The organism is Streptomyces arenae, assembly GCF_022343545.1.
GTDB lineage: Bacteria > Actinomycetota > Actinomycetes > Streptomycetales > Streptomycetaceae > Streptomyces > Streptomyces humi.
This window is the reverse complement of the sequence record NZ_JAKQYH010000051.1, coordinates 1-24,321: the sequence shown is the minus strand read 5'-3', so window position 1 is coordinate 24,321 and position 24,321 is coordinate 1. Positions and strand designations below refer to the sequence as shown.

The 24,321-nt window shown below is 72.8% G+C and carries 26 protein-coding genes; 9 read left to right on the top strand and 17 right to left on the bottom strand.

Going from position 1 to position 24,321, the window contains the following annotated elements; genetic code table 11:
• Positions 1–33: 33 nt before the first annotated feature.
• The gene (locus tag MB828_RS22355; RefSeq protein ID WP_133024757.1) at positions 34–261 is read left to right on the top strand and encodes a DUF5133 domain-containing protein; all 228 of its coding nucleotides are present in this window, start codon (positions 34–36) and stop codon (positions 259–261) included.
• 16 nt (positions 262–277) lie between these two features.
• Here MB828_RS22355 and MB828_RS22350 read toward each other — a convergent pair whose 3' ends face one another.
• A complete protein-coding gene (locus tag MB828_RS22350) occupies positions 278–1,750 on the bottom strand; it encodes an APC family permease (RefSeq protein ID WP_430381415.1) in 1,473 nt (490 codons plus the stop codon).
• Positions 1,751–1,819: 69 nt separating this feature from the next.
• Positions 1,820–2,506: a FadR/GntR family transcriptional regulator gene (locus MB828_RS22345; RefSeq protein WP_301649746.1), complete on the bottom strand. Its 687-nt coding sequence runs from the start codon at positions 2,504–2,506 to the stop codon at positions 1,820–1,822.
• A gap of 153 nt (positions 2,507–2,659) precedes the next feature.
• Here MB828_RS22345 and MB828_RS22340 point away from each other — a divergent pair, with 153 nt between their 5' ends.
• The gene (locus tag MB828_RS22340; protein WP_301649745.1) at positions 2,660–4,063 is read left to right on the top strand and encodes an amino acid permease; all 1,404 of its coding nucleotides are present in this window, start codon (positions 2,660–2,662) and stop codon (positions 4,061–4,063) included.
• A 16-nt stretch (positions 4,064–4,079) separates the two neighbouring features.
• On the opposite strand, the gene MB828_RS22335 is transcribed toward MB828_RS22340, so the two are convergent.
• From MB828_RS22335 to MB828_RS22325, 3 genes are all read right to left on the bottom strand, one after another.
• Complete coding sequence (locus tag MB828_RS22335; RefSeq protein ID WP_133024753.1) at positions 4,080–4,706, bottom strand: YigZ family protein; 627 nt, start codon at positions 4,704–4,706, stop codon at positions 4,080–4,082.
• Positions 4,707–4,838: 132 nt separating this feature from the next.
• Positions 4,839–5,381: a SixA phosphatase family protein gene (locus tag MB828_RS22330; RefSeq protein ID WP_301649744.1), complete on the bottom strand. Its 543-nt coding sequence runs from the start codon at positions 5,379–5,381 to the stop codon at positions 4,839–4,841.
• Entirely contained in the window at positions 5,378–6,109 is a 732-nt protein-coding gene (locus MB828_RS22325) for a hypothetical protein (protein WP_133024751.1), read from the bottom strand. The genes MB828_RS22330 and MB828_RS22325 overlap by 4 nt, the downstream gene beginning before the upstream one ends.
• 173 nt (positions 6,110–6,282) lie before the next feature.
• Here MB828_RS22325 and MB828_RS22320 point away from each other — a divergent pair, with 173 nt between their 5' ends.
• From MB828_RS22320 to MB828_RS22310, 3 genes are all read left to right on the top strand, one after another.
• Positions 6,283–6,708: a CoA-binding protein gene (locus MB828_RS22320; protein ID WP_301649756.1), complete on the top strand. Its 426-nt coding sequence runs from the start codon at positions 6,283–6,285 to the stop codon at positions 6,706–6,708.
• A gap of 217 nt (positions 6,709–6,925) precedes the next feature.
• Positions 6,926–8,563, top strand: a complete 1,638-nt coding sequence (locus MB828_RS22315) for an APC family permease (protein WP_301649743.1) — start codon at positions 6,926–6,928, stop codon at positions 8,561–8,563.
• A gap of 75 nt (positions 8,564–8,638) precedes the next feature.
• Positions 8,639–9,847, top strand: coding sequence for a 4-hydroxybenzoate 3-monooxygenase (locus tag MB828_RS22310; protein ID WP_301649742.1), 1,209 nt, complete (start codon positions 8,639–8,641; stop codon positions 9,845–9,847).
• Positions 9,848–9,854: 7 nt separating this feature from the next.
• On the opposite strand, the gene MB828_RS22305 is transcribed toward MB828_RS22310, so the two are convergent.
• Entirely contained in the window at positions 9,855–11,237 is a 1,383-nt protein-coding gene (locus MB828_RS22305; protein WP_301649741.1) for a DHA2 family efflux MFS transporter permease subunit, read from the bottom strand.
• Between the two features lie 88 nt (positions 11,238–11,325).
• Between MB828_RS22305 and MB828_RS22300 the strand changes: the two genes are divergently transcribed.
• Positions 11,326–11,760, top strand: coding sequence for a MarR family transcriptional regulator (locus MB828_RS22300; RefSeq protein WP_301649740.1), 435 nt, complete (start codon positions 11,326–11,328; stop codon positions 11,758–11,760).
• Here the strand turns inward: MB828_RS22300 and MB828_RS22295 are convergent.
• Positions 11,717–12,082 (bottom strand): ArsR/SmtB family transcription factor, encoded by a 366-nt coding sequence (locus MB828_RS22295; RefSeq protein ID WP_301649739.1) that lies wholly within the window; start codon positions 12,080–12,082, stop codon positions 11,717–11,719. The two genes, MB828_RS22300 and MB828_RS22295, sit on opposite strands and share 44 nt — an antisense overlap.
• A 77-nt stretch (positions 12,083–12,159) precedes the next feature.
• Between MB828_RS22295 and MB828_RS22290 the strand changes: the two genes are divergently transcribed.
• Positions 12,160–13,542, top strand: a complete 1,383-nt coding sequence (locus tag MB828_RS22290) for a cation diffusion facilitator family transporter (RefSeq protein ID WP_301649738.1) — start codon at positions 12,160–12,162, stop codon at positions 13,540–13,542.
• On the opposite strand, the gene MB828_RS22285 is transcribed toward MB828_RS22290, so the two are convergent.
• The 4 genes from MB828_RS22285 to MB828_RS22270 all read right to left on the bottom strand — a co-directional run bounded on the left by MB828_RS22285 (position 13,533) and on the right by MB828_RS22270 (position 17,102).
• A complete protein-coding gene (locus MB828_RS22285) occupies positions 13,533–14,915 on the bottom strand; it encodes an MFS transporter (RefSeq protein ID WP_301649737.1) in 1,383 nt (460 codons plus the stop codon). The genes MB828_RS22290 and MB828_RS22285 overlap by 10 nt on opposite strands.
• Positions 14,916–15,030: 115 nt before the next feature.
• Positions 15,031–15,585, bottom strand: coding sequence for a YbaK/EbsC family protein (locus MB828_RS22280; protein ID WP_301649736.1), 555 nt, complete (start codon positions 15,583–15,585; stop codon positions 15,031–15,033).
• A 32-nt stretch (positions 15,586–15,617) separates the two neighbouring features.
• Positions 15,618–16,190: a helix-turn-helix domain-containing protein gene (locus MB828_RS22275; protein ID WP_301649735.1), complete on the bottom strand. Its 573-nt coding sequence runs from the start codon at positions 16,188–16,190 to the stop codon at positions 15,618–15,620.
• 147 nt (positions 16,191–16,337) lie between these two features.
• A complete protein-coding gene (locus MB828_RS22270; protein WP_133024742.1) occupies positions 16,338–17,102 on the bottom strand; it encodes an acyltransferase in 765 nt (254 codons plus the stop codon).
• 109 nt (positions 17,103–17,211) lie between these two features.
• On the opposite strand from MB828_RS22270, the gene MB828_RS22265 reads away from it, so the two are divergent.
• Positions 17,212–17,739, top strand: coding sequence for a gamma carbonic anhydrase family protein (locus tag MB828_RS22265; RefSeq protein ID WP_301649734.1), 528 nt, complete (start codon positions 17,212–17,214; stop codon positions 17,737–17,739).
• Positions 17,740–17,829: 90 nt separating this feature from the next.
• Here the strand turns inward: MB828_RS22265 and MB828_RS22260 are convergent, their stop codons facing one another.
• Entirely contained in the window at positions 17,830–18,477 is a 648-nt protein-coding gene (locus tag MB828_RS22260) for a DedA family protein (RefSeq protein ID WP_301649733.1), read from the bottom strand.
• A 202-nt stretch (positions 18,478–18,679) separates the two neighbouring features.
• Here MB828_RS22260 and MB828_RS22255 point away from each other — a divergent pair, with 202 nt between their 5' ends.
• Positions 18,680–19,705, top strand: a complete 1,026-nt coding sequence (locus MB828_RS22255; protein WP_301649732.1) for a lysylphosphatidylglycerol synthase transmembrane domain-containing protein — start codon at positions 18,680–18,682, stop codon at positions 19,703–19,705.
• Between the two features lie 63 nt (positions 19,706–19,768).
• Here the strand turns inward: MB828_RS22255 and MB828_RS22250 are convergent, their stop codons facing one another.
• The 5 genes from MB828_RS22250 to MB828_RS22230 all read right to left on the bottom strand — a co-directional run.
• Complete coding sequence (locus tag MB828_RS22250) at positions 19,769–20,824, bottom strand: class I SAM-dependent methyltransferase (RefSeq protein WP_301649731.1); 1,056 nt, start codon at positions 20,822–20,824, stop codon at positions 19,769–19,771.
• On the bottom strand, positions 20,821–21,987 hold the full coding sequence (locus MB828_RS22245) for a glycosyltransferase (protein WP_301649730.1): 1,167 nt from the start codon (positions 21,985–21,987) through the stop codon (positions 20,821–20,823). Before MB828_RS22245 ends, MB828_RS22250 begins: the two co-directional genes overlap by 4 nt.
• Entirely contained in the window at positions 21,984–22,799 is an 816-nt protein-coding gene (locus MB828_RS22240; RefSeq protein WP_301649729.1) for an alpha/beta fold hydrolase, read from the bottom strand. The genes MB828_RS22245 and MB828_RS22240 overlap by 4 nt, the downstream gene beginning before the upstream one ends.
• Positions 22,800–22,802: 3 nt before the next feature.
• Positions 22,803–23,120, bottom strand: a complete 318-nt coding sequence (locus MB828_RS22235; protein WP_046734524.1) for an acyl carrier protein — start codon at positions 23,118–23,120, stop codon at positions 22,803–22,805.
• Positions 23,117–24,321, bottom strand: a 1,205-nt coding sequence (locus tag MB828_RS22230) for a 4'-phosphopantetheinyl transferase superfamily protein (protein ID WP_301649728.1), incomplete at its 5' end; no start/stop codon positions are given. The genes MB828_RS22235 and MB828_RS22230, both read right to left, overlap by 4 nt.

Here is a 24,321-nt window from a genome sequence, read left to right as displayed (position 1 = left end):
CCATGTGACGCGTGATGACGCAGGAGGCTTGCCATGCTCATGGCCCACCCCGCCGTGCTGATGAACCTGATCGAGCAGTACGAGACGCTGCGGGTCCTGAACGCCGACGACGGGTCCGAAGAGGTCCGTAACCGGATGGCGGACATCGCCTACACGCTGTGCGTGGCCACCGGCACCAGTGACATCGACGCGGCTCTCGTCGCCGCCCGGCACCGGCTGCCCGGTGCCCGCACGGAGGACGACTCCCTGCTCTCGGCCTGACCGGACGGCGGCGCGTTCACTCCGCGTCGGCGACGACCGAGCCCACGCGTTCCGCGAGGTGCGGGTCACGGCGGACCAGGAGGGTGGCGTAGCCGACGGCGGCGAGCAGGGCGGCCAGGGCCGCGTACGGGAACCAGCTGTACGGGGCCGGCTGGCCGGGCTTGGCGAGGTAGTAGAGGGGGACGAGGATGGCCAGGGCGCCGGCCGCCGGGAGGACCAGGTGGCGCAGGGGGCGGAACTCCTGCGGCCGGTAGCGGCGGTAGTACAGCGGCAGGGCGATGTTGGAGGCCAGGTAGACCAGCAGGATCAGGATGGCGCCCAGGCTGGAGGACTCGGTGAAGAAGACCACGGGGTCCATCGGGCCGCCGCCCAGGACATGGCCCAGTCCCCAGCCGCCGATGATCAGCAGCGCGGTGACCGTGAAGGTGACGATCGCGTTGTTCGGCGTACGACGCGTGGGGTGGACGTAGCCGAAGAAGGACGGCAGGAGCCCTTCCCGGCCCGCGTTGAAGATCAGCCGGGCCTGGGAGTTGATGCCCGCGATCAGTACGCCGAGGGTCGAGGTGAGGCCGCCGACGTAGGCGAGGGCGGCCAGTGCGCCGAGGGTGTCCTGGGCGACGTCGATGAACGGGATGGGCGAGGCGCCGAGCCGCCGCACGTCGTAGCCGAAGCCCGTCACGGTGGCGTAGGCGAACAGGATGTAGCTGACGGTCATGATGGCGATGGAGGAGAACACCGCGCGGCCCACGTTGCGGCGCGGGTTCTCCGTCTCCTCGGCGAGCGCGGCGGAGTTCTCCCAGCCGACGAAGAGGAACACCGCGATCGGGAAGCCCGCCGCGAGGCCGTCGAAGCCGTGGGTGATGTGGCCGGGGAGGAACGGGGCGGCGGACAGCGCTCCGTGGTGCCCGGCGATCGCCGCGACCGAGACGACGACCAGGACCAGCATCTCCACGGCGAAGAAGTACCCGGCCCATTTGGTGGAGACCTCGATGCCGCGCAGCATGAGCAGCATCGCGAGCCCGGTCAGCAGCAGGGTCCAGATGATCCAGGGGATCTCGAGGCCGGTGTAGTGGTGCAGGGTGATCTGCACGAACCCGCCGGAGATCGCGATGACGGACGCCATCGCGACGATGTAGCCGAGGCCCGCCAGCAGGGCCGTGGTCACGGCGCTGACCGGCCCGAAGGTCCGGCCGACGAAGGTGATGAAGCTGCCGGCCGAGGGGTGGGCCCGGGAGAACTCGGCCAGGGTGTTGCCGAGCAGGGCCACGGCGACGCCGGCGGCGACGATGGTCAGCGGCGAGGCGACGCCCGCGGTCGTGGCCAGGAAGGCGAAGCCGAAGAAGAAGCTCATGGCCGGGCCGACGTTGGCCATGGTGGCGGCGGCGATGTCGGCCATGCCGAGGACGCCGCCGCGCAGTCGCTGGGGGGTGGCGCGGCCCGGGGGGCCCGATGCCGGCGGGGGGCCGACGGCGGATGCGGGATCGGGCATGACGCCAGCTCCTTCGGGGACGGTGTGCGAGCGGTTGCGGTTGCGGGGCCGGGCGGGGACCGGCGGGGGTCAGACGACGCCGGGCCCGGCGTGCCGGTGTGCCTTCACCGCGGCCACCGCCAGCGCCATGTCGCCGCGGACGAGTTCCTTGAGGAGATCGGCGTGATGGCGGTTGCGCGCGCGTACCACCTCGGGTTCCGGGGCGGGCAGCAGCAGGCACTGCCGGCCGAGCAGGTCGGCGGCGAACTCACGGATCCCGGGTCCGCCGAGCGTCCGCGCCAGTTCGAGGTGGAAGCGGGCCTCCAGCTCCGGCAGCCGGTCCGGTGCGTCGGCGCGGTCCATGTCCTCGACGAGCGTGCGCAGCCCGTCAAGGCCGCCGTCCGGGATCTCGCCGGCCGCGTGGGAGACCAGGCCGCACTCCAGGAGCAGGTGGAAGGCGTCCAGCGCGGCCGCCTCCGCGGGATCGTGCAGCACGGCGAGGACCGCGTCCCACTCCCGGGCCACGAAGGTGCCGCCCGAGCGGCCCCTGCGGCGGTCCAGGAGGCCGTCCTGGCACATGCCCTCCAGGGCGCGGCGCACGGTGATCTCACCGATGCCGAGCTCCTCTGCGAGGACGCCGGCGTCCGGCAGCCGGTCCCCCGGCGCCTCGGACCTCAGGCGCACCCGCAGCGCTATCCGGGAGCGGACGAGCTCCGCTCCCGGCCGTACGGGGCCCGGCCCGTTGTAGGGGCCGAACTTGCCCCCGGTATTCACCACGACGCCACCCTAACGGCGCCCCTGCCGACGCGGCCCGACGCTGAAGCGAAAAATAGAGCAGGGTGAACATTTAAACAAGACTGTTTTTTTGGATCGTCATGAACTAATTTTCGTGCCGCTCGTCCCCCCGTCCCCTCCCCCCTGGATGTCGAGATGACCACCACGCTCCCCGAAAGCCCGCCGACCGAGCCCGGCCTGAAGGCCGGGCTCAAGAACCGGCACCTGTCGATGATCGCCATCGGCGGTGTGATCGGCGCCGGCCTGTTCGTCGGCTCGGGCTCCGGCATCGCCGCCGCCGGCCCCGGCATCCTCGTGTCGTACGCCCTGGTCGGTGTGCTCGTCGTCCTGGTGATGCGGATGCTGGGCGAGATGGCCGCGGCCAACCCCACCTCCGGTTCGTTCTCCGCCTACGCCGACCGCGCGCTGGGCCGCTGGGCCGGCTTCACGATCGGCTGGCTGTACTGGTTCTTCTGGGTCGTGGTGCTCGCCGTCGAGGCCACCGCCGGGGCCAAGATCCTGGCCGGGTGGATACCGGCCGTCCCGCAGTGGGGCTGGGCGCTGATCGTGATGCTGGTGCTGACCGCCAGCAACCTCGTCTCGGTCAGCTCGTACGGCGAGTTCGAGTTCTGGTTCGCCGGCATCAAGGTCGTCGCCATCGCCGCGTTCATCGTCGTCGGCGGTCTGGCCCTGTTCGGGCTGCTGCCCGGCTCCGACCACCCGGCCTCGGGCTTCTCGAACCTGACCGCCCACGGCGGCTTCCTGCCGCACGGGCCCGGCGCGATCCTCACGGGCGTCCTGATGGTGGTCTTCTCGTTCATGGGCAGTGAGATCGTCACCCTCGCGGCCGGCGAGTCGGCTGACCCGCGCGGGGCCGTCACCAAGGCCACCAACAGCGTGATCTGGCGGATCGCCGTCTTCTACCTCGGCTCGATCCTGATCGTGGTGTCGCTGCTGCGCTGGGACGACCCGGCGATCCTCAAGGACGGCTCGTACGTCGCCGCGCTGAGTTCGATCGGCATTCCGCACGCCGCGCAGATCATGAACGCCATCGTGCTGACCTCGGTGCTGTCCTGTCTCAACTCCGGCCTGTACACGGCCTCCCGCATGGCCTTCTCGCTCGGCGGACGCAACGACGCCCCGGCGGCCTTCGCCCGCACCACGAACCGCGGGGTGCCGCGCAGCGCGATCCTGGCCTCGGTGGTCTTCGGCTTCGTGGCCGTCGCCTTCAACTACCTCTGGCCGGACACGGTCTTCCAGTTCCTGCTGAACTCCTCCGGTGCGATCGCCCTGTTCGTGTGGCTGGTCATCTGCTTCTCCCAGCTGCGCATGCGGAAGATCATCCAGGCCGAGTCGCCGGAGAAGCTCGTCGTGCGGATGTGGCTCTACCCGTACCTGACCTGGGCCACCATCGCCCTGATCACCTTCGTGCTGGGCTACATGCTCACCGACACCAGCGACGGCGGCGGCCGAGACCAGGTGGTCCTGTCCACCCTGGTGGCCCTCGGCGTGGTCGTCTTCGCCGTGGTCCGCCAGCGGGTCACCGCCCGCAGGCAGTGAGGCGGACGGCGCACCGTCACGCGTCCCCGTAGGCCTCCCCGCCCAGTTCCAGGCTCGCCGTGCCCGCCGTGGCGTCGGCGAGCCAGGCGCGGAAGGTGTCCACGTCGGCGTCGGGGAGGCCGATCTCGATGGTGACGGCCTCCCCGTAGCGCACGTCGCGGACCGCGCGGCCGGTGGCCCGCAGGTCGTTCTGGACCTTGCCGGCCCGCTGGTGGTCGACGGTCACGGTGGCCAGCCGGAAGCGGCGGCGGGTGACCGTGCCGAGCGTGTCCAGGGCCTCGCCGACCGCACCGCCGTAGGCCCGGATCAGCCCGCCCGCGCCGAGCTTCACGCCGCCGTAGTAGCGGGTGACGACGGCGACGACGTAGCGCATCTCGCGGCGCAGCAGCATCTGGAGCATGGGCACCCCGGCGGTGCCGCCCGGTTCGCCGTCGTCACTGGCCTTCTGGACGGAGGCGTCGGCGCCGACGACGTACGCCCAGCAGTTGTGGGTGGCGTCGGCGTGTTCCTTGCGGATCGCCGCGACGAAGTCCTGGGCCTCGCGCTCGGTGGCCGCCGGGGCGAGGGCGCACAGGAAGCGGGAACGGTTGACCTCGGTCTCGTGCGTGCCCGCGCGGGCGACGGTGCGGTACTCGTCCTGCATCCGCCCACCCTATGCGGCCGCCCGAGGCCGTCCGGCAGCCTTGAACCTCCAGATCCGGGGCGGCCCGGCTACCCCGGGTCCCCGAAACGGGCCGGCCCGGCTATCCCACGCCCTCCGGTGCGGTCGGTCCGGCTATCCCTTGCGGCCTCGGGCCACCGTCACCTCGGTCAGCAGGGCGGTGCCCGGGCCCAGTGCCGTCCACTCCGTGCCGTGCCAGGCGAGGACCGCGATCGCCGAGGTCGGGAACTTCGCGCGGACCTGCTCCAAGGTGTCGTCCAGGCCCTCCCCGGCCAGCTCCAGGACCAGCTCCGCCAGCCCCGGGTTGTGCCCCACCAGCAGAAGCGTCGCCACCTCCGCCGGGACCCCGCGCACCACCTCCATCAGCTCGGGGACGCCGGCCGCGTACACCCTGCTGTCGTAGCGGACCGGCGGCGGGGTGCCCCACTGGCCGGCGGCCAGCTCCCACGTCTGCCGGGTGCGCACCGCGGTGGAGCAGACGGCGAGGTCGGGCAGGCAGTCGGACGCGGCGAGGGCCCGGCCGGCCGCGGGGGCGTCACGGCGGCCGCGCGCGGCCAGCGGACGCAGTTCGTCGGGGACGCCCTCGGGCCAGGCCGACTTGGCGTGCCTCAGCACGACCAGCCGGCGCAGCTGGCCCGCGCCCGCCCCGCCGCTCACGCCGGCCCGCCGAGGTCGCGGGTGAGGTCGAGGGCGAGCAGCCGGTCGGCGTAGGCGCAGGTCTCGAAGCGGGCGCCGTCCGGGATCTCGGGCTGGTCCTCCATCCAGCGCAGCACCCCGAGGACACCGGGCACGTCGAGGTCGTCCTCCCAGGCGTCCCGCAGCCGCCCCCGCACCTTCTCGGGCACCGGCCGCGAGGGGCTGCGCGCCCATCGGGCCACCGACTGGCGCAACCGCCCGAGCCGTCGCCCGGCCGCGTCGAGGGCGCCGGCGGCGAGACGGACGGCCGTGCCGCGCGGGGCGTCGAGGAGGGCGAGCCGGAGCGCGGCCGGGTCCGCGAGCCCGGTCAGGACGTTCGCGTCCGGTCCGCCGGCGGGGGCCACGGCGACGGTCACCCCGGTGCCGGGCACGGCCGCGTCCCGCGCCGTCACGTGCACGACCTGGGCCTCGCCGAGTCCGGCGGCGAGATCGCGGCCGGACTCGAAGGGACGGATGCCGAGGGCGGTGGCGGCGGCGTGCAGTTCGGCCTGGTGGCGGTCGGCGCTGAGCAGCGGCAGGACCGGGGTGCCGCCGAGCTCCAGGGCGCGCAGCAGGAGGTCGGTGGTGAGCAGGACCCGCAGCCCCGTCAGGTCGTGTCCGGAGACGTGGGCCTCGACCCGGGTCAGGGCACGGCGGGCGGGGACGGCGGGGACGGTCTCACCGGTCTTGGCGTCGAGAATGCGCAGCACGGGCTGAGCGTAGGCGTGCGGAGGGCCGCACGCAGGCACCTTGCGCCGATTCCGGTCGCCGTGGCGGGACATACGGGACATGCGACACCTCGGACCCCTCCGGACCGGGGAATCAGGCCCCGACGGCGGCGGTTGGCCACGGCAGATGTTTCCCCCAGCCGAGGAGGCCGATGGTGTACGGCGACGCAGAGACGGTCCGCAGGATCCTGACCGGGACGGGCGACACCTGGGCGGTGGTCGGCCTGTCGTCCAACCGGGGACGGGCGGCGTACGGGGTGGCGCAGGTGCTCCAGCGGTTCGGCAAGCGGATCGTGCCGGTCCACCCGAAGGCGGAGACGGTGCACGGTGAGCAGGGCTACGCGTCGCTCGCGGACATCCCCTTCGACGTCGACGTGGTGGACGTCTTCGTCAACAGCGAGCAGGCCGGCCAGGTCGCGGACGAGGCGGTGGCCAAGGGCGCGAAGGCGGTCTGGTTCCAGCTCGGGGTGGTCGACGAGGCGGCGTACGAGCGGACGCGGACCGCGGGCCTGGAGATGGTCATGGACCGCTGCCCGGCCATCGAAATTCCGCGCCTGGGCCAGGATCCGAGCGGGATTTGAGCTGGATCTGAGCTTCCTGTCTTACCTTCTTCTCACATTCAGGAACTGAATACGGACATTCTGTGACCCTCGCTCACCTGCGCAAAAGCTTTGGCCAAGACAGGCAAGATCGAGGGTCAAATCTTCGGCAAGGCTCTTCTGCCCTTCCGGAACTCACCCTTAAGTTGTGCCCTCTTGCTCGTTAAATCTGCGTTGAGAAAATGAGAGGCCACTTGACATGGTGAGTGTCGAGAAACCCGCCGTGGAGGACGCTCGTCCTGCCGGCGGTCTGAGGCGGGACGTCGGCCTGATCGGCCTGATGTGGGCCTCAGTGGGCTCGATCATCGGGTCCGGCTGGCTCTACGGCGCTCAGAAGGCCGTCGTGGAGGCAGGCCCCGCGGCGATCATCTCGTGGGTGATCGGCGCGATCGCGATCGTGCTGCTGGCTCTGGTGCACGCCGAGCTCGGCGGCATGTTCCCGGTGGCGGGCGGTACGGCCCGTTACCCGCACTACGCCTTCGGCGGCCTGGCCGGCATGTCCTTCGGCTGGTTCTCCTGGCTGCAGGCCGCGACCGTGGCGCCGATCGAGGTCGAGGCCATGATCGGTTACGCCGGTCACTGGAAGTGGGCCCAGCACCTCCAGCACACCAACGGGACCCTGACCCACAGCGGTCTGGCGGTGGCGGTCGTGCTGATGGCCCTGTTCGCGGGGGTCAACTTCTTCGGCGTACGGGTGCTCGCGCACACCAACAGCGCCGCGACCTGGTGGAAGATCGCCGTACCGCTGGCCGCGATCTTCATCATCGCGATCGGCAACTTCCACCCGTCCAACTTCCACTCCGAGGGCTTCGCCCCGTTCGGCGCCAAGGGCGTCCTGGCCGCGATCAGCACCAGCGGCATCATCTTCGCGCTGCTCGGCTTCGAGCAGGCCATCCAGCTGGCCGGCGAGAGCCGCAACCCGAAGAAGGACCTGCCGCGCGCCACGCTCGGCTCGGTCGCGATCGGCGCCGTCATCTACGTCCTGCTCCAGGTCGTGTTCATCGCCGCGCTGCCGCACAGCAGCTTCGCGCACGGCTGGTCCCACCTGTACTACAAGGGCATCAGCGGACCGTGGGCAGGACTCGCCAGCCTGGTGGGCCTCGGCTGGCTGGCGTGGATCCTGTATCTCGACGCGATCATCTCCCCCGGCGGCACCGGCCTGATCTACACCACCGCCACCTCGCGCGTCTCCTACGGTCTGGCGAAGAACGGCTACGCGCCGAAGGTCTTCGCCAGGACCGACACCAGGGGCGTGCCGTGGTTCGGCCTGATCATGTCCTTCGTCACGGGCGTGATCTGCTTCCTGCCGTTCCCGAGCTGGCAGCAGCTGGTCGGCTTCATCACCTCCGCGAGCGTGCTGATGTACGCCGGTGCGCCCCTGGCGTACGGCGTCTTCACCGACAGGCTGCCGCACCTCGAGCGCCCGTACCGGCTGCCCTTCGGCAAGGTGATCTCCCCGCTGTCGTTCGTGGTCGCCAACCTGATCATCTACTGGTCCGGCTGGGACATCCTGTGGCGGCTCGGACTCGCGATCGTGCTGGGCTACCTGCTGCTCGGCGGGTACGCCTACTACGCCGTCAGCAAGAACCTGCCGGACGCGCCCCGGCTGGACTTCAGGGCCGCGCAGTGGCTCCCCGTCTACCTGCTCGGCATGGGCCTGATCTCCTGGCAGGGCAGCTTCGGCGGCCAGGGACACATCGCCCTGTGGTGGGACATCCTCGTCATCGCCGCGTTCTCCGTCGTCATCTACTACTGGGCCAAGGCGACCGCCTCCACCGCCCAGGACATCGAGCGCAGCATCGACGAGGTCGTGGTCACCGACGCCCCGGCGCACTGACCCGTCCGCTCCCCCTGCGTCCCGTCGGCCACGGTGGCACTGCCGTGGCTGACGGGACACCGTCATAATGCGGGGGTGAATCCCGACTTCCCGTCAGAAGAACGCCGTACGGTCGTCGTCGTGGGCGCCGGGCCCGCCGGACTGACCGTCGGGAACATCCTGCGGGCCGCCGCCGTCGACTGTGTGGTGCTGGAGACCGAGAGCAGGCAGTTCATCGAGACGCGGCCGAGGGCCGGGGTCGTCGAGGAACGGGTGGTGCACGGCCTCCGCGAGCGCGGCCTGGCCGACGCCCTGTCGGCCCGCGCCCAGGCGCACGGCGCGTGCGAGTTCCGCTTCGCCGACGAGCGCTTCCGCTTCGACTACGCCGAGCTGACGGGTCTTCACCACTACGTCTATCCACAGCCGTTGCTCGTGACCGACCTGGTTCGGGAGTACGCGGACGTGCGCGGCGGGGACATCAGGTTCGAGGTGCGGGACGTCGAACTGCACGACCTGGAGACGGACCTGCCCGCCGTGTCGTACACCGACCCCGAGACCGGTCGACGGCACGTCCTGCGCTGCGAGTTCGTGGCGGGCTGCGACGGCGCCCGTGGGGTGAGCCGGGACGCGATACCGGACGGCCGGGTGCGGATCTCGCGGCAGGACCACGGCGTCGGGTGGCTGGCGCTGCTCGCCGAGGCGCCGCCGTCCGCGGACTGCGTGGTGTTCGGCGTCCATCCGAACGGTTTCGCCGGGCACATGGCCCGCAGCCCCGAGGTCACCCGCTACTACCTCCAGTGCCCGCCGGGCGACGACCCGGAGAACTGGTCCCACGACCGGGTCTGGGAGGAGCTGCGCGAGCGGCTCGGCGCGGCCGGCGCACCGCCGCTCAACGAGGGGCCGCTGCTCGAGAAGCGGGTGCTCGACATGCACAACTACGTGGTCGAACCCCTGAGGTTCGGCCGTCTCTTCCTGGCGGGCGACGCCGGGCACCTGACCGCGCCGATCGCCGCCAAGGGCATGAACCTCGCCCTGCACGACGCCTTCCTGCTGGGCGACGGCCTCGTCGCGCGGGTCACCAAGGGCGACGACGCCGGACTGGACGGCTACTCCCACGCCTGTCTGCGCCGGGTCTGGGACTACCAGGAGTTCTCCGCGTTCCTGTCCGGGATCTACCACGGCACCGCCTCCGGTGATCCCTTCCTGGCCGGCACCACCCTGGCCCGGTTGCGGCGGCTGTTCACCTCCCGCGCGGCGGCGACGGCCTTCGCCGAGCAGTACCTCGGCTCGGCCGCCGCCTACTGAGCCCCCCTCAGACGGCCGCGGCCGCCGGGCTTCCGGTGCGGGTCGCGATCAGCGCCGCCCCGGCCAGGACGAGCAGGACGACCGCGAGGGCCATGGCCAGGCGGAAACCGGCCAGGGGTGTGGCCCCCGCGGCCATCAGGGCGGTGGCCGCCGCCGAGCCGAGCACCGAACCCAGCTGCCGCACCGTGTTGTTGACCCCGGAGGCGGCTCCGGCGAGCGGTGCGGGGACGTGCCGCATCGCCTCGGTGGAGAGCGGCGCGATCAGGCAGCCGGTGCCGAGCCCCATGAACATCAGCGGCACCGTGAAGTCCGGTGCCGAGGCGGAGTCCCGCGCCAGCAGGATCACCGCGCCCAGTCCCCCGCAGAAGGACAGCAGTCCGGCCGACAGCACGCGGCGGCCGCCGATGCGGTCGCTCAGGCGCCCGGCGAGCGGGGAGACCACCAGCGAGACCAACGGGGAGGGCGCCAGGGCGAGTCCGGCGCGCACCGCGCTGAAGCCGAGCTCCTGCTGGAAGTAGAGGCCGAGCGGCAGCACGGCGGCGATCAGGGCGGCTCCGATCGCGCCGATCAACACGGTCATCACGGTGAAGCCGCGGTCGGCGAAGAGCCGGAAGGGGATGAGCGGTTCGCTCTCCTGACGCCGTGACTGCTGGCGCAGGAACAGGGCGGCGAGCACGAGCCCGGTGGCGGCGAGGGCGAGGATCCCGGCGTTCCAGGAGTACCGGTCGCCCTCCATCAGGGCGAAGGCGACGCAGGCGAGCGCGGCGGTGGAGAGCAGGACGCCGGGCAGGTCGAGGCGGTGGGCGCGGCTGGTGCCCGGATCGGGCACCAGCAGGAAGGTCAGGGCGAGGACCAGCAGGCCGATCGGGATGTTCACGAAGAAGACCCAGCGCCAGCCGACCGTGCTGACCAGCAGCCCGCCGAGGGTGGGCCCGGAGAGCGTGGCCACCCCGGCGACCGAGCCCCAGATCCCGAGCGCGGTGCCGCGCCGCCCGGCAGGGAAGACGGCCATGATCAACGCCATGGTCTGCGGGGTGAGCAGGGCGGCCCCCAGACCCTGCACCAGACGGGCCCCGACGAGCACCCCGATCCCGCCGGCGAGTCCGCACACCGCGCTGGCTGCGGTGAACACCGCGACCCCGAGGGCGAACAGGGTCCGCCGGCCCGTCATGTCACCGAGTCGCGCGGCCGTCACCAGCAGGGCGGCCAGGACGAGGGTGTAGCCGCTCACGGTCCACATCACCTGGTCGAGACCGGTGTGCAGGTCGCTCATCACGCCGGGGAGCGCGATGTTGACGATCGTCATGTCGAGCAGGGTCATGAAGAACCCGAGGGAGAGGGTGACCAGGACGGCCCAGGGGTTGCCACGGAGCTTCGTCGTCTTCGGCATGCCCAGAAGCATATCCATCAGATGGAGATGCATCAAGATAAGATGCATCTTCGCGAGATACATCTTCTCCGGATGTACTCTGAGGCGCGTGAATGTCATCGACCTCTATCTGCTGGGTCACCGGCTCCAGAAGCTCGCGGAGGCCGCCGTCCCCGCCGACGGCATCGGCGAGCATCCGACCAGCACGGGCACGGTCCTGATCGTCGCCGCCGACCTGCGGGACCACCCCGGCACCACGGTCACCGAGATCGCCAGGCGCACGGGGCTGGCCCAGAGCCAGGTCTCCAACTGCGTGGCCCGGTTGCGCAGCGCCGGGGCGGCCGTGGCCGAACCCGACCCGCGCGACGGCCGCCGTACGCTGCTGAGTCCGGCGGCCGAACCGTCCGACCGCATGCGGGCGGTGCGGGAGACACCGCTGGGCCCGGCGCTCGCGGCGGCCACCAGCGATCCCGACGAGGCCCTCGCCCTGCTGGAAAGGCTCAGCTCCCTGCTTCTCCAGGAGGCTCCGCGGCGGTCTCGGTGAGGCGGTGGTCCGCCACCTTCAGCGCCTCCTCGACCAGCCGCCGCAGGTGGCCGTGGCTCAGCGAGTACACCACCCGGCGCCCCTCCTTGCGCGTACCCACCAGACCGGCCAGCCGCAGCCGTGCCAGGTGCTGGCTGACGGCCGGCCGGGCCGCTCCGCACACCTCCGTGAGCGTGGAGACGTCGGCCTCGCCCGTCGTCAGGGCGTGCAGCAGGGTGAGCCGGGTGCGGTCGCCGAGCAGCGCCAGGAGTTCGGCGGCGAGCGCGAACTGTTCCTCGCCGGGGGTGCGCGGATGCGCATGATGCGCAGGTGATAGGTGCATGCGTGCGCTCATACGCACATAATGGCTGTCGTGGGCACCGCCTGTCCACGCCTCGCGCACCGGAGAGGGGGAGCCGTATGAGCGCCCGGCACGACCACGACCACGCACACCCGGACGACCGGCACCGCCACCAGCACCCGCAGGACCACGTTCACGGCCAGGACGGGCGCGACGGGCACGCCCATGACGAGGGCGACTCCCCTGCCCGCGGACCCGTCCGGGGCGAGGGCGACCCCCGTGACCGGGCACACCGCCACGACCACGGCCTCGCCCACACCCACGGCCACGCGAACGACCCCGCCCAGACCCACGCCCCTGACCCCACCCACGAGGGTGGCCACACCCATGGCCACGGCCACAACCACGGCCACGCCCCTGACCACACTCACGACCTTAGCCATCCCCATGGTCGCGCCCACGACCACGGCCACCCCCCGGGGCATGGGCACTCCCACCGCTCCCCCCTCGGGCTGTGGCAGCGGCTCGGGCATCTTCTGACGCCGCACTCCCATGAGACCGCCGACAAGCTCGACCCCGCGCTGGAGTCCTCGGCGCGGGGCATGCGGGCTCTCTGGGTGTCGCTGGCCGTGCTCGGCGTGACGGCGCTCGCGCAGGCGGTCGTCGTGGCCGTGTCCGGCTCGGTGGCCCTGCTCGGGGACACGGTGCACAACGCGGCGGACGCGCTGACGGCCGTACCGCTGGGCATCGCCTTCGTGCTCGGGCGGCGCACCGCCAACCGTCGCTTCACCTACGGCTACGGACGGGCGGAGGACCTCGCCGGCATCGCGATCGTGCTGACGATCACCGCGTCGGCCGCCTTCGCCGCGTGGACGGCGGTCGAACGGCTGCTGGATCCGCGCCCCGTCGCCCAGCTGCCGGCGGTCGCGGCGGCCGCGCTGGTCGGGTTCGCCGGGAACGAGTGGGTGGCCCGGTACCGGATCCGGGTGGGCCGGGACATCGGCTCGGCCGCGCTGGTCGCCGACGGGCTGCACGCGCGTACCGACGGGTTCACCTCCCTGGCCGTGCTGCTGGGCGCCGCCGGTTCCGCGCTGGGCTGGCAGCTCGCGGACCCGCTGGTCGGGCTGGCGATCACCGCCGCGATCGCGCTGGTGCTGCGGGACGCGGCCCGCGAGGTGTTCCGGCGGGTGATGGACGCCGTGGACCCGGAGCTGGTGGACCGGGCCGAGCGGGCGCTGCGCGAGGTGCCGGGGGTGCGGTCGGTGGGTGAGCTGCGGCTGCGCTGGATCGGTCACCGGCTGCGCGCCGAGGTCGCGGTGGTGGTCGACGGCGAGGCGACCGTACGGCAGGCGCACGCGGTCGCCGTCGCGGCCGAGCACGCGCTGCTGCACGCCGTACCGAGGCTGACGGCGGCGCTGGTGCACGCGGATCCGGCGCCCGCGCCGGGCGAGAACGACCCGCACCTGGCGCTGGCGCACCACCGCGCGGCGCCTCAGGTCTGAGCCGGCCGTACCGGCACGCACAGCCACGCGAGGGCCGCGGCGGTCAGATAGGCGAGCGCGCCGACGGCCATGCTGACGCGCAGCCCGGTGCCGTAGTCGGCGGCCGAGGCGAGCAGGCTGCCGCCGAGCGCCACGCCGGTGGCGCTGCCGATCTGGCGGGTGGTGTTGAACAGGGCGGAGGCGGCGCCCGAGTACTCCGGGGGCGCGGCACCCATCACGGTGGCGGTGGAGCCGGTGAGGGCGAAGGAGGTGCCGAAGCCCGCGGCCATCATCGGGGCGACCAGCAGCGGATAGGCGGGGTCGGTTCCGGCCGCGGCCCACCCGGCCAGTCCCAGGCCGGCCAGGAGCATCCCGGAGACCACCAGCGGCCGGTCCCCGGTGCGGCGGGCCAGCCGTCCGGACAGGACGGAGGCGAACATGGTCATCGCCACCGCCGGGAACAGCGCCAGCCCGGTGCCGAGGGCGCTGAACCCGCGCTGCCGCTGGAACTCCAGGCTGGCCGTGAACACCATGCCGTAGAAGCCGAAGTTGAACAGCAGGCCGACCGCGGCTCCCCCGCTCATCGCCCGGGAGCGCAGCAGGCTCGGCGGCAGGACCGGCGAGCGGGCCAGCCGCTCGCGCACCGCGAACGCCACGGCGGCCAGCGCGGCCAGGCCCACCCCGGCGAGCACCGCCGGATCCGACCAGCCCCGCCGCCCGGCCTCGTTGAGCGCCGCGGTCAGCAGCGCCACCGCCGCCACCACCGCGCACTGCGCGGGCCAGTCCAGCGCCCGGGCCGGGTGCCGGGGCGAGCGGGTCACGTGCCGCAGGGTGAGCAGCAGGCAGGCCACGCCGACGGGCAGGTTGACGAGGAACACCCAGCGCCAGCCCAGCGTGGAGACGAGCAGGCCGCCCAGCAGCGGGCCGGCGGCGGCCGCGACGCCCGCCATCGAACCCCACAGTCCGAACGCCCGCGAGCGGGCGGCCGACTCCGGGTAGGACTGCTGGAGCAGGGCCAGTGAGCCGGGCACGATCAGCGCCGCGCCGAGCCCTTCCGCCAGCCGGGCCGCGACCAGGAACGGGGTGTCGACGGCGAGCGCGCAGGCGGCCGAGGACAGCGTGAACACCGCCACGCCCCAGCAGAAGACCCGCCGGTTGCCCAGCCGGTCGCCCAGCGCGCCGCCGGTCAGCAGGAATCCGGCGAAGACCAGCGTGTACCCGTCGGTGATCCACTGGATGCCGGTGAGCGAGGCCGTCAGTTCCCGGCCGATCACCGGGACGGCGACGTTGAGGGCCGTGACGTCCAGGATCACCATGAAGTACCCGGCGCACACCGCCAGCAGGGGCGCCCAGGACCGTCGCCCACCCACCGGGGCCGACTCCGCGAACGCCATGGCCCCACTCCGTCCCCTCCGCGAGACCCATCGCCGAAAGCCACCATAAGGGACACATGCGCGGATATGAGTCATTCGGTGACGGGGCGTGGCCGGCGGCGGCCGGACATCCGGCCTAGGCGCCGAGCCCTTCCAGGATTACCGCGTTCGGCAGCTGTGCGAACGCCTTGCCCGGGACCAGGAGTTTCCCGCGGCGACGGCCGCTGCCGACCAGCACCCAGGGCAGGTCGACGACGGCCGGGTCCACCAACAGGGCCCAGTCGCGCGGGAGTCCGATCGGGGTGATGCCGCCGTACTCCATGCCGGTCTCGCCGGTCGCGGTGTCCATCGAGGCGAACGACGCCTTGCGGGCGCCCAGTTGACGGCGGACGACCCCGTTGACGTCGACCCTGGTCGTGGACAGGACCAGACAGGCCGCCAGGGTGGTCTCGCCGCCGCGCTTGCCCGCCACGACCACGCAGTTGGCCGACTGCTCGAGCAGTTCGCGCCCGTAGTGCTCGACGAAGACGGCGGTGTCCGCCCACTGCGGGTCGGTCTCGACGTAGCGGATCTGGTCGGCGGGGACGGGGCCTGACCAGGCACGTACGGCGTCGGCCACCGGGGCGGTGAGTTCGTCGAGGCAGTCCGGGGCGGGGGTGGCGGTGTCGAAGTCTCCGATGGGTGCGCGCATGTCGGCACGCTAACAGCCGGCCGGCGGCGGGCTCAGGGCACGGGCGGCACGGAGACCGTCATGACCATCCGCGTCGGGACGTCCCCGGTGTTGCCGTACACATGGGCCTTGTTCGCCTCGAAGGAGGCGCTGGCGCCGGTCGACACCAGGTAGTCGACCCCGTCGACGGTGAGGGTCAGCTCACCGTCGGTGACGTGGACGATCTCCACGGTGCCGGTCGGGTGGGGTTCGGACGGGCTGCTCTCGCCCGGCATCAGGTACCAGTCCCACATCTCCAGCGGGCCGGGCGCCTCGGTGCCCGCGAGCAGGCGGTTGAAGCTGCCGGCCTCGGTGTGCCACAGCCGTACCGCCTTCTCGGCCGGGACGATCTGGACCTTCGGGCCCTGCTCGTAGTCGAGCAGGGTGGTGATGCTGATGCCGAGCGCGTCACCGATCTTGACGACGGTGCCGATGCTCGGGTTGGTGCGGGCCTGCTCGATCTGGATCAGCATGCCGCGGCTGACCCCGGCCCGCGCCGCGAGCACGTCCAGGGTGAAGCCGCGCACCGCACGCCAGTGCTTGACGTTCCGGGCCAGGGACTGGGTCAGCAGGTCGAGATCCGACACGTTCCGTCCAACGTCGAGAGCATCACGGTCCAATATCCTGAATGACAGAATCCGGCCGGATGCACTACCGCGAGGTGTACCCGACCGTTCACCGAACTGTACTGCGGGGCGGTGCCGGTCCCGGCATCGGTGCCACGCCCCGGCGGCTCAGCCCTCGGGTTCCAGTTCGGCCAGCCGGGCCACGTCCTCCGCGTCCAGTTCCGCCAGGGCGCGGAGCTGCTCCGGGGTCGTGCCCGCCGGGATCGGCACCGGCGCGGGGGTGCGCAGCGGGGGCTGCCAGCCGGCCTCGGCGGTCCAGCGCCGTACGACCCGGGCCGGGGCGCCCGCCACCACGGCGTGGTCGGGCACCGTGCCCCGGACCACCGCGCCGGCGGCCACCACCACGTTCCGGCCGATCCGGGCGCCCGGCAGGACGACCGCGCCGGTGCCGATCCAGCAGCCCGGGCCGATCTCCACGGGCTCCATGCGGGGCCACTGCTTGCCGATGGGCTCGTGCGGATCGTCGTAGGAGTGGTTGGTGGAGGTGACGTACACGTACGGGCCGAAGTAGCAGTCGCTGCCGATGGTGACCGTGGTGTCGGCGATCACGTGGCTGCCGCGGCCCAGGACAACGCCGTCGCCGATGCGCAGGATCGGGTCGGGGCCGAGGTCGAGGTCGGGCATCAGGCCCGCGGTGAGGGTGACCTGTTCGCCGACGATGCAGTGCGCGCCGAGGTGGATCCACGGTTCGCCGAAGACCGTGCCGAGCGGGAAGGCCAGGCGGGTGGCTTCGCCGAGGGCGCCGAAACGGAACCGGCCGGGGTGGTCGGCGGTGACGGATCCGGTGCGCTGCGCCCAGGCCCAGACGGCGTGCACTGCGCGTTGGGCGAGGCGGCGGCGCCAGGACGAGAACGTGTTCTTGGGCTTCGGCACGGGGTCACGGTACTCAGCGGGGCGCGCCCGTATGAGGGCGGGCCGCTGTGATCTTCGCCCCAGGCCGTGGCGTAGGTTTCGGGGACATCGACGACGACGGGAGACCGTGATGACGCACAGGGCGCTGATCGTGGGGATCGGCGGACGTGAGCCGGAGATCGAGGACGAGGTGTTCGTGGCGCCCACGGCCTCGGTGATCGGCGATGTGACGCTGCGGGCCGGGGCGAGTGTCTGGTACGGGGCGGTGATCCGCGGGGACGTCGAGAAGATCACCGTGGGCGCTCAGGCGAACGTCCAGGACAACGCCACGCTGCACGCGGATCCCGGGTTCCCGGTGAGCGTCGGGGAGCGGGTGTCGATCGGGCACAACGCCGTGGTGCACGGGGCGACCGTGGAGGACGACTGCCTCATCGGGATGGGGGCGACCGTGCTCAACGGGGCGGTGATCGGGGCGGGGTCGCTGGTGGCCGCGCAGGCGTTGGTGCCGCAGGGGATGGTGGTGCCCGCCGGGTCGCTGGTGGCAGGGGTGCCGGCGAAGGTGCGGCGGGAGCTGAGCGCGGAGGAGAGGCAGGGGGTCACCCTCAACGGGACCCTGTACGCGGAGTTGGGCAAGGCGCATCGCGGGGTGCATGAGTAGGGCGTACGACGGGTGCGGGTGCCCGGGGGCCTGCCGCGCCCACGCGGCGGAGCCGCACATCGACCACGGCCCGCGCCCCTACGGGGCGCTTCAGTCGCCGGCGCCCACCGGTTCGGCTTCCTTCTCGGTGATCTGCTGGGCCTTCTTCGCCTTGCGGCGGACGACCAGCATCGAGGCCAGGCCGAAAAGGACCGCCGCCGCCAGGCCCACGTACGAGAAGCGCTTCAGCCAGTCCTCCGCGACGATGCCGACGTAGTAGACGACCGCCGTCGTGCCGCCCGCCCAGCAGATGCCGCCGAGCAGGTTGGCGATCAGGAACTTCCAGTACGGCATGTGGAGGACGCCCGCCAGGGGGCCCGCGAAGATGCGCAGCAGGGCGATGAAGCGGCCGAAGAAGACCGCCCACATGCCCCACTTCTCGAAGGAACGCTCGGCGGTGGCGACATGGCCCTCACTGAAGTGTCTGGGGAACTTGTTCCCCAGCCAGGCCAGCAGGGGCCGGCCGCCCTTGCGGCCGATCGCGTAGCCGATCGAGTCGCCGATGACCGCGCCGGCCGTCGCGCAGGCGCCGAGGACGACCGGGTTGACGTCCGAGTGCTGGGAGGACAGCAGCGCGGCGGAGACCAGGACGATCTCGCCGGGCAGCGGGATGCCCAGGCTCTCCAGGCCGATCACCAGCGCCACCATGGCGTAGACGGCGATCGCCGGTACCGAGTCGAGCCATTCCTGGACGTGCACCGCCGGTTCCTCCCCTGTCGCATGCTCGTTCCCCAGGAAGGCTACCGGGTCGGCGGGGCACCGCGGCGCCCGCGGCACCGGCCCGCCCCCCGGCCTTCGGTTCTCGGACATCCGGGTGTCATACGGGGCGGGAAGGCTCCCCCGCGGTCCCACCAGCCCGTGGCTCCCCACCCCGGGCCCGCTGTGGAAGGACAACGTCCCCGTGTCCTCACTGTCGCCCCTGCCCTCCTCACTGTCGCCCCTGCCCTCCTCACTGCCGTCGTCCGGCTCCGACGCACCCCCCGTGCGTCCGCTGCCGACGCCCTCGGCGGCGGGCCGGCCGCTCCGGCTCGCCCTGTGCCTGTCCCCTCTGCTCGTCGCCGCGGTCTGGGGCCTGGCCAACCAGACGCTGCTGTACGAGGGCGTCACCCGGCTCACCCGCGCCGAACCCGGCTGGCTGCTGGCCGGGGCCGGTTTCACCTGCCTGACCTGGGTGGTGGCCGCCTGCATGCGGCAGGGCGCGGTGCCCGACCGGCTGCCACCCGGCCTGCTGCTGGCCTCGCAGTTCGCCGCCGGGGCCGCCAACCACGCGCTGCCCGCCGGGCTCGGCGCGCACGCCGTCACGGTGCGCTTCCTGCGTACCCGGGGTGTCCCGCTGGAGCGGGCCACGGCCTCGATCGCGCTGTACTCGGTGGCCAGGTCCGGCGCGAAGACCGTCGTGCTGGTGGTCTCCCTGCTGTCCTCGTCGGCGTGGCGGCGGCTGGGTGAGCTGGTCCCGGACGGCACGGTGCTGGTCCCGGTGGCCGTCGTCGTGGCCCTGGCGGGCGTGGCGACGGCCGTCGTACGACCGCTGCGGCGGCCGGTGACCGGGCTGGTGCGGTGTGCCCTGACCGACGCCCGCGCGGTGCACACCCGGCCGTGCCGGGTGCTGGCCCTGTGGGGCGGGGCGGCCGTGATACCGCTGGTGCAGGCGAGCGTCCTGGCCTGCACCGGGGAGGCTCTGGGGCTCGGGCTGTCGTGGGGTGACGTCTTCCTCGCGTACCTCGCCGCGGGCACCGCCGGCGGCGCCGTACCGGTGCCCGGCGGGGTCGCGGTGGACGCGGCGCTGGTGTTCGCCCTGGCCGCGTTCGGCTCCCCGTTGGCGGTGGCCACCGCGACCGTGATCGGCTACCGCTTGCTGACCGACTGGCTGCCGCTGCTGCCGGGTGCCCTGGTGCTGTCGGCGATGATCCGCGCGAAGGCGCTGTGAAACGCGCTGTCGAAGACGCTGTGAAACGCGCTGGCGAAGGCGCTGTGCGCGGTCGCCCGGCCGTCAGTCGCGGCGGGCGACGACACGGTAGGCGTTGGACAGGCGGAGACGGTGCGAGAGGGGCCGTACGGCGAAGCGGTCCAGGAGGGTGCCGGCGATCAGGGCCGGGACGCCCGCGATGAGCAGGGCGGCGCGGAGCGTCCTGCGCAGGGCGCCGGGCGGTTCGGGCAGCCAGGGGGCGTCGTCGTGCGGGGCGGTGTGGTCCAGGGCGAGCCAGACGGCGGCCAGCAGGTCGACCGGGTCGTGGGCCTCGGCGTGCTCTTCGGCGACCACCGTGAAGCCCAGTTCGGTGAGGCGTGCGCGGAGGTTGGCGACCGGGACGAAGTGCAGGTGCTGCGGCTGGAGCCAGGGCAGCCACCAGCGGCCGAGCAGGCGGGCGTAGCGGCTCTCCGGGTCGGGGACCTCGATGAGGAGGTGGCCTCCTGGGCGTACCGCCTCGTGGGCGGCGCGCAGTTCGCGGTCGGGGTCGGTGCTGTGTTCCAGGTAGTGGAACATGCTGACCACGTCGTAGCGGGCGGCGAGTTCGGGGGCCAGGTCGGGGAAGGCGCCGCGGTACGCGTGCTCGACGCGGCCCTCACGGGCGGCGAGGTGGACGCCGTCGGTGAAGTCGAGGCCGTCGAAGGCGGTGCCGGGCAGCACCTCGCGGGCGGCCTCGCAGAAGTGGCCGTGGCCGGTGCCGACGTCGAGCCAGTTCTTGGGCGTCGGATCGTGCGGGACCATGGACTCGGCGCGGCCCCGGTACATCTTGGTCCGGCCGCCGAAGGTGCCGCTCATCTTCTGTTCGCCGAGGCCGTCGTAGAAGTCGCGGTAGTAGAACTCCAGCCCGCTCTCGCTCAGTCGGGGGTTCTGGAAGGTGTGCCCGCAGTCCTGGCAGCGGTCGAGGACGAAGACACCGGGCTTGTGCTGGAGCAGGTCGGTGGTGCGCAGCCGGGTGGCCAGCCGGTCAGAACCGCACCAGGGGCAGGTGGTGCGCGGCGGTTCGAAGAACCGGCCGGTGCCCTCGGCCAGGTCCCGCCGGTAGGCGGGGCGCAGTGCCTCGATCTCGCTCGGCTTGCTCATCGGCTCTCCTCGGCTGCGAGTGTCTCCAGGTGGGTCGCCGCGGCCTGCGCTCCGCCCGCGGCCCGGAACGCGGTGCGGATGCGGGCCGCCGCCGCGCGGTGGGCGGGTTCGTACAGGACGGTGTCGAGGACCGCGCCCAGCTTCGGGGCGGTGACCCGCCCGAACCGCACGCGGATGCCCGCGCCCGCGTCGACGACCTGTCCGGCGATCACGGGCTGGTCGTCGCGGATGGGGGCGACGACCAGCGGGACGCCGTGCCACAGCGCCTCGCAGACGGTGTTGTGCCCGGCGTGGCAGACGACCGCGTCGACCCGTTCCAGGAGCGGGAGCTGGGGCAGGGTGGGCAGGATCAGGACGTCCTTGTCGTCGGCGGCCGCGGGCAGGGTGCCGCCGGGGTCGGCGACCAGCGCCTGGACCCGGTCGGCCCGTTCGCGCAGGGCGCTGACGCACTCGGCGAGGAACCGCCCGCCCACGTCCGCGTTGGCGGTGCCGAGGGAGACGAGGACGCGGTCCCGGCTGGGGTCCAGCCACTGCCAGGGGAATCCGTCGGCGGCCGGTCGCGCGGAGATCGACGGGCCGACGTGGCGGACCGCCGGCCGGCCGGTGGGGCCCGCGAGCTCGGGGGTGGTGAAGGCCAGCGTCAGGTGCGGCGAGAACCGCGGGTCGGCGGTGCCGGCCGGGTCCCCGACGCGCTCGCGCAGTCCGGCGAGGCGGTCCCGGAGCCAGGCGGCGACCTTGGGTATTCCGTCGTAGGCACCGCCGAACTCGGCGGAGGTGGTCGCGGAGGTCGCCCAGGGCAGCCCGAGCCGCTCGGCGACCAGGGCACCGGCGAAGGCCTGCTGGTCGGCGACGACCACGTCCGGGCGGAAGTCCGCGGCGGCCGCCCGGACCCCGGGGGCCATCGCGTCCGCCAGCGGCACCAGGAACCACTCCCACAGGAACCGCAGCGCCTCCGCACCCCGCAGGTCGGCGGGCCGCTCCCCCTCGGCGGCGCCCGCGCACGGGTACACGGTGGCGTCCGGTCCCGCCAGCCGCCGCACCAGCCCGGCGTCCGGGCAGACCCAGGCCACCCGGTGACCGCGGGCGCCGAGTTCGGCCGCGACGCCGACGGCCGGGTTGATGTGCCCGACCAGCGGCGGTACGACGAACAGGAAGCCGCTCACCGGGCCCCGGCCGTCCGTGCCGCGCCGACCGAGTGGATCAGCTCCAGGATGTGCCCGCCGACCGTGCCGGCCGCCTCGACCAGTACGGAGTGCTCGTGCCCCGGCAGCACCACCGCCCGGTAGTCGGGCAGCAGCGACTCCTTCAGCGGGACCACGGCCACCAGGTCCGAGTCTCCCCCGTACACCCCGAGGACCGGGCAGCGTACGGCGCTGATCTGCTCCTCGGTGAGGACCCGGCTGGCCGGGATGTCCCGGCCGAGGCTGGTCTCGCGGGCGAGCCGGGCCGCGCCCTTGGCCAGCCGGGCGGTGTTGTGGCTGCGGTTGGCGGTGATCCAGGCGATCGCGTCCGGTTCGTTGTGGGCGAGTTCGGTGACGACCCGGTGCAGGATGCCGCCGAGTTTCTCCGCCCAGGCGGGGGTGGCGGGTTCGGACTCGATGAGGGTGAGGCTGGCGGCGCGTTCCGGGTGGCGGGCCGCCCAGCCGAAGGCGATGGTGCCGCCGTAGGAGTTGCCGACCAGGTGCACCGGACCGGTGACCGACAGCCGGTCGAGCAGGGCCTCCAGGTCGTCGATGTTGTGGTCCAGGGTGTAGCCGCCGGACGGGCGTTCGCTGCGGCCGTGGCCGCGCAGGTCGTACATGAGCACGTCCAGGCCGGAGGCGGCGAAGGCGGGGGCCACCGTGAAGTAGTAGCTGGCCAGGCTGTCGGTGAGCAGCCCGTGGACGAGGACCACGGTGGCGAGCGGGGTACGGCCCTCCGCCGGGCCCATGCGCTGTACGTGCAGCCGGACGTCTCCGGTGTCGACCATCGCCATGGTTCAGCCCGCCTCCGTGGCCTTCAGACTCCACACCACGTACTCCACGAGCCGGCCGACGGTCAGCCCGATGATCTCGTCGAACTCCATCCCGGCCAGGAACTCGGCGAAGTTGACCCGCTTGCCGTACCGCTCCTCCAGGAGCCCGGCGAGGGTGACCAGGTCGATGGACTCCAGTTCCAGGTCGCGGTTGAAGGTGGTGTCCATGCCGATCTCGGCGTCGTCGTCGCCGTACTCCTCCAGGAGGGTCCGGAGCATCCGCGTGAGGTCGGCGAGCACCGCCTCCTCGTCGGCGCGGACTTCGGGCTCGGTGGGGTTCATCGCGGGTCCTCCTGTGGGTCTGCGGCTGCCGGTCCGGTCGTCCAGGCCACGACGTACGCGCGGTCCGGCAGTGCGGGGGGATTGCGGACCGGCGCGCAGTGCACCGGGTAGGCGCGTTCCAGCCGGCCCGAGACCAGCAGCCGGCTGCCGTCCGGGGCCGCCTCCAGCACCGTGAAGTCCCGTGGCCGGCCGCCGAATCCGGTGCCTTCCGCCTTGGCGACGGCCTCCTTGGCGGCCCAGAACCGGGTGAACCACAGTGCCGGGGAGCCGTTTGCCGAGAGCGCCCGCAGCAGCCGGAGTTCGTCCGGGCCGAGGGCGGCCTCCACGGCGGCCGGATCGCGTTCGGTGACCACTTCCAGGTCGATGCCCGGGCCGGGTTCCGGGCGGTGCGGGCGTACGATCGCCACCGCCGCCTCGGCCCGGTGGGCCAGCGAGACGTCCAGCGCGGGCAGGGTGCGGCCGTGCCTGCCGGTCACGTACGGCCGCCCCGACTCGTCGTTGTCGACCTGGAGTTCACCGGGGAAGACGGGTCCCTCGCCATGCTGCCACAGCCACTGCCGTACCGCGTCCTTGGCGGCGATCCGGCCGAGCAGCCACTGCCGGCGGCCGCGTGGCGGGTGCTCCGCGTACCGCGAACGCTCCACCCCTGCCAGTGAGTTGCGCATGATCAGCTCGCGGGAGGCCAGGTCCGGCCAGCGTTCGTGGACCAGGGCCCAGCCGCCCGGCCGGGCCTCGGAGAGCGTGTGGCGCTCGGGGAAACGCTCGACGGGACGGGTCCGCGGGTCGTTGTCGAAACGCCGGTCCTGCCAGCCGTCGATCCGCGCCCACACCCGCGTGCCGACGGTGAGTTCCACGTCCGCCTCGAGGACGGTGTCGGTGAGCGAGGTGATCCGCACCAGGCAGCCGACCTGGGTGCCGGGGGCGGGGTCCGGTCCGTGGAAGCGCATCCGCCGCATCTGGACCGGGAAGACGACGGTCCGTTCGGCGCGGGTGGCCATGATCCAGTAGCCGAGGAGCTGGCCGACGTTGTCGAGCAGGGCGCCCGGGGCGGCGGGTGCGGTGATCACCCCGCGGACGTGCCGGTCGCCGATCGCGGTGAGTTCGGTGACGCCCTGGAAGGCCGGGCCGTGGAACATCCAGCGCTCGGAGTAGAGCTGGGCGGCGGTGTGGTCGGGCGTGCGTTCGGGGGCCGGGGGGCGGG

What these genes read in the sequence shown, in the direction of transcription:
- MB828_RS22355 (WP_133024757.1), top strand. Translation starts at nt 34, where the DNA reads ATGCTCATGGCCCACCCCGCCGTGCTGATGAACCTGATCGAGCAGTAC.
- MB828_RS22350 (WP_430381415.1), bottom strand. Translation starts at nt 1,750, where the DNA reads ATGCCCGATCCCGCATCCGCCGTCGGCCCCCCGCCGGCATCGGGCCCC.
- MB828_RS22340 (WP_301649745.1), top strand. Translation starts at nt 2,660, where the DNA reads ATGACCACCACGCTCCCCGAAAGCCCGCCGACCGAGCCCGGCCTGAAG.
- MB828_RS22335 (WP_133024753.1), bottom strand. Translation starts at nt 4,706, where the DNA reads ATGCAGGACGAGTACCGCACCGTCGCCCGCGCGGGCACGCACGAGACC.
- MB828_RS22315 (WP_301649743.1), top strand. Translation starts at nt 6,926, where the DNA reads ATGGTGAGTGTCGAGAAACCCGCCGTGGAGGACGCTCGTCCTGCCGGC.
- MB828_RS22305 (WP_301649741.1), bottom strand. Translation starts at nt 11,237, where the DNA reads ATGCCGAAGACGACGAAGCTCCGTGGCAACCCCTGGGCCGTCCTGGTC.
- MB828_RS22295 (WP_301649739.1), bottom strand. Translation starts at nt 12,082, where the DNA reads ATGCACCTATCACCTGCGCATCATGCGCATCCGCGCACCCCCGGCGAG.
- MB828_RS22290 (WP_301649738.1), top strand. Translation starts at nt 12,160, where the DNA reads ATGAGCGCCCGGCACGACCACGACCACGCACACCCGGACGACCGGCAC.
- MB828_RS22285 (WP_301649737.1), bottom strand. Translation starts at nt 14,915, where the DNA reads ATGGCGTTCGCGGAGTCGGCCCCGGTGGGTGGGCGACGGTCCTGGGCG.
- MB828_RS22280 (WP_301649736.1), bottom strand. Translation starts at nt 15,585, where the DNA reads ATGCGCGCACCCATCGGAGACTTCGACACCGCCACCCCCGCCCCGGAC.
- MB828_RS22265 (WP_301649734.1), top strand. Translation starts at nt 17,212, where the DNA reads ATGACGCACAGGGCGCTGATCGTGGGGATCGGCGGACGTGAGCCGGAG.
- MB828_RS22250 (WP_301649731.1), bottom strand. Translation starts at nt 20,824, where the DNA reads ATGAGCAAGCCGAGCGAGATCGAGGCACTGCGCCCCGCCTACCGGCGG.
- MB828_RS22240 (WP_301649729.1), bottom strand. Translation starts at nt 22,799, where the DNA reads ATGGCGATGGTCGACACCGGAGACGTCCGGCTGCACGTACAGCGCATG.
- MB828_RS22235 (WP_046734524.1), bottom strand. Translation starts at nt 23,120, where the DNA reads ATGAACCCCACCGAGCCCGAAGTCCGCGCCGACGAGGAGGCGGTGCTC.